Raw genomic sequence first — 3,033 nt, 5'->3', positions numbered from 1 at the left:
GACGGGCGCGAGCTGGACATGGGCACGCCCTGGGACGCGACCCCGGAGGAGAGCGCACGCGCCTGCTACACGGAGGCGGCGAACATCCCCGCCGAGGCCCGCGCCCACCGGGACGCCCTGGTCGCGGCGCTGACCTCGGCCGGGCTTGTGAACTACCCGACCGAGTGGTGGCACTGGTCGTACGGGGACCGCTACTGGGCCCTCCACACCGGCGCACCGGCGGCCCTCTACGGCCCGCGGGACCTCGCCGGGCCGCTCACGGAGACGCCGTGACCGCACGGGCGACCGGACACAGCGACACCGCCCCGGCCGCCGGCAGGGGAGGAGGCGGCGGCGGCCGGGGCGGCACGGTGAGCGCGATGACCGCGAGGGGTCAGCTGGGGTCGGTGACACCTCCGGAGTCCAGTTCGGCGGCGTCGGCGGTGTACGTACGCCGGTAGAGGTGGTTGTCGCGGCCGCGGATGAACAACTCGATGTTGCCCTCCTTGCGGCTGACCGCGGCGGGGTTGTCGTCGGTGCCGGAGATGCCCAGGTCGAGCCAGGCGCTCCAGGTCAGGCCGTTCCAGAAGCGGTGCAGGATCTGGTGGTCCTGCCCCTTGGCGAAGACGTCCAGCCGGTCGGGGCCCCAGGTACAGACGGCCGGGCCGGAGAGGAAGCCGGTGCCGATGTCCCGCCAGGTGGACCAGGTGCTGCCGTTGAGCACCCGGTGCCACAAGGTGTTGCTGGCGGCGCCACGCGCGACGAGGTCGACCCGGCCGGTGCCCCAGGACGCGGCACCGACCGTGCCCTGGAGGGTGCCACCGATGTTGTTGAACGGCCCCCATCCGGTGTCCGGCGGGGCGGTCGCGTGCAAAACCTGGTTGGTCGCGTTGAGCCCGAACAGATCGATCCGGCCTTCCCGCGCCGACGCCGCGGCGAGCCCGCTCCAGATCTTGGTGGCCTCGTTGGTGGCCGACCAGCCGCCCTCCCAGCCGGAGCCGTCGATGTAGGTCCTGCGGTACGCCGACTGCCCGTTGCCCACGCCGTAGACGGTGTGGCGGTCGGGCCGGTAGGCGATGATCGCCGGGTCGTAGGCGAACGGGCCGCCCAGGTCGCTCCAGTCGTCCCAGCCGCCGGACTCGGTCCACGACCGGTAGGCGATCTTGTTGATGGTGTTGCGGGCGACCACGGTCATGCGTTCGGTCTCCCGGGACGCCGCGCTCGGCGCCGAGAGGATCGCCCCGCCGATGTCCTCCCAGTCGGTCCAACTCCCCATGAAGAGCCTCCGTTCACCTGATCCGGCTGATCAGGCCATTGGAGCGGCAGCCGCTCGAAGGCGCCTGGAAGACGGCACCAGTACGCCCGCTGTGCGCTCAGGGAGGAGGCGCTCGGACGGACGCGCTCAGGCCGTACGCGAGGCGGCGACCTGGCGGGCCATGATCGTCGTCAGTTCGTACGCCGTGTGGGAGGCCGCCACCGCGGTGATCTCCGCGTGGTCGTACGCCGGGGCGACCTCGACCACATCGGCGGAGACCAGGTGGCAGCCGGCCAGGCCGCGCACGATCTCCAGCAGTTCGCGGGAGGTGAGGCCGCCCGCCTCGGGGGTGCCGGTGCCGGGGGCGTGGGCCGGGTCCAGGACGTCGATGTCGATGGAGATGTAGAGCGGGCGGTCGCCGATGCGCTGCCGCAGCTGGTCGGTGATCTCGTCCACGCCGCGCCGCATGACATCGGCGGAGGTGACGATGCCGAAGCCCATCTTCGCGTCGTCGTCCAGGTCCTGCTTGCCGTACAGCGGGCCCCGGGTGCCGACGTGCGAGAGGGCGGCGGTGTCGAGGATGCCCTCCTCGACGGCGCGCCGGAAGGGCGTGCCGTGGGTGTACTCGGCGCCGAAGTAGGTGTCCCAGGTGTCCAGGTGCGCGTCGAAGTGCAGCAGGGCGACCGGGCCGTGCTTGCGGGCGACGGAACGCAGCAGCGGGAGGGCGATGGTGTGGTCGCCGCCGAGGGTCATGAGGCGGGAGCCGCTGTCGAGGAGGTCGTCGGCGGCGGCCTGGACCGTCTCCACCGCCTCGTTGATGTTGAACGGGTTCGCGGCGATGTCCCCGGCGTCGGCGACCTGGGCGAGGGCGAAGGGGGCGGCGTCCTGCGCCGGGTTGTACGGGCGCAGCAGGCGGGACGCCTCGCGGATGGCGTTGCCGCCGAAGCGGGCACCGGGACGGTAGGAGACACCTGTGTCGAACGGCACACCGACCACGGCGACGTCCGCGGTGCCACCGACCTCGTCGACGCGCGGCAGCCGCGCGAAGGTGGCGGGACCGGCATAACGCGGTACACGGGACGAGTCGACGGGGCCGACGGGGGATGCTGTGGGCTCACGGTCGCTTGCGGTCATGAGTGCGAGCGTAGGCAGAGCGGCCGTTCCACCACATGTACGTTCCCCAGTACCAAGCCCGGGCGATTTGGACACCACGTCCATTGCCGGGTGACCGGCGTCTCTCCCGGTCCGCGCGCGCACGTGTTAGGGTCGAGATAGTTGCAGTTTTGGTACCCATGAACGTTATGTGCGCCTGACGGGATGTAGCCTCAGGCGCATTTTTGTTTTAACCGGTCATTTCCGGATGGGGTCAATGCGGCGACGCGGGTTCCGCGAGGTGTGGAACCCGGTTCGGCCCCCATTGAAGGAGAATGACATGGCCACTGGCACCGTGAAGTGGTTCAACGCGGAAAAGGGCTACGGCTTCATCGAGCAGGACGGCGGCGGCGCCGACGTCTTCGCCCACTACTCGAACATCGCCACCCAGGGCTTCCGTGAGCTCCAGGAAGGCCAGAAGGTGACGTTCGACGTCACGCAGGGCCAGAAGGGCCCGCAGGCCGAGAACATCGTTCCCGCCTGACGCAGCGCATACCGCGAGCCGGGGCCCGCACCTGAAGAGGTGCGGGCCCCGGCTCGTGCCCGCTTTCCGCGGGCCCATCCCCGCCCGTTCCAGGAAGGCGCCGCATGAGCCGTTACGCCCGCTCGCCCCGTAAGCCCCGGTCACACTCCCGCTCCCCCGTTCG

The 3,033-nt window shown here is 70.9% G+C and carries 4 protein-coding genes; 2 read left to right on the top strand and 2 right to left on the bottom strand.

Annotated features, from left to right (window positions below):
• A partial coding sequence (locus SSOG_RS28580) for a M15 family metallopeptidase (RefSeq protein WP_039938922.1) occupies positions 1–273 on the top strand: 273 nt, incomplete at its 5' end.
• 100 nt (positions 274–373) lie between these two features.
• Here the strand turns inward: SSOG_RS28580 and SSOG_RS28575 are convergent.
• Together SSOG_RS28575 and speB are read right to left on the bottom strand one after the other, a co-directional pair.
• A complete protein-coding gene (locus SSOG_RS28575; protein WP_009717736.1) occupies positions 374–1,255 on the bottom strand; it encodes a DUF8189 domain-containing protein in 882 nt (293 codons plus the stop codon).
• Positions 1,256–1,381: 126 nt separating this feature from the next.
• A complete protein-coding gene (speB, locus tag SSOG_RS28570) occupies positions 1,382–2,368 on the bottom strand; it encodes an agmatinase (RefSeq protein ID WP_009717735.1) in 987 nt (328 codons plus the stop codon).
• Positions 2,369–2,666: 298 nt separating this feature from the next.
• Between speB and SSOG_RS28565 the strand changes: the two genes are divergently transcribed.
• Positions 2,667–2,870, top strand: coding sequence for a cold-shock protein (locus SSOG_RS28565; protein ID WP_009717734.1), 204 nt, complete (start codon positions 2,667–2,669; stop codon positions 2,868–2,870).
• The last annotated feature ends 163 nt before the right edge of the window (positions 2,871–3,033 follow it).

The organism is Streptomyces himastatinicus ATCC 53653, assembly GCF_000158915.1.
GTDB lineage: Bacteria > Actinomycetota > Actinomycetes > Streptomycetales > Streptomycetaceae > Streptomyces > Streptomyces himastatinicus.
The sequence above is the reverse complement of the archived record's forward strand: the minus strand, read 5'-3'. Positions and strand labels throughout refer to the sequence as shown.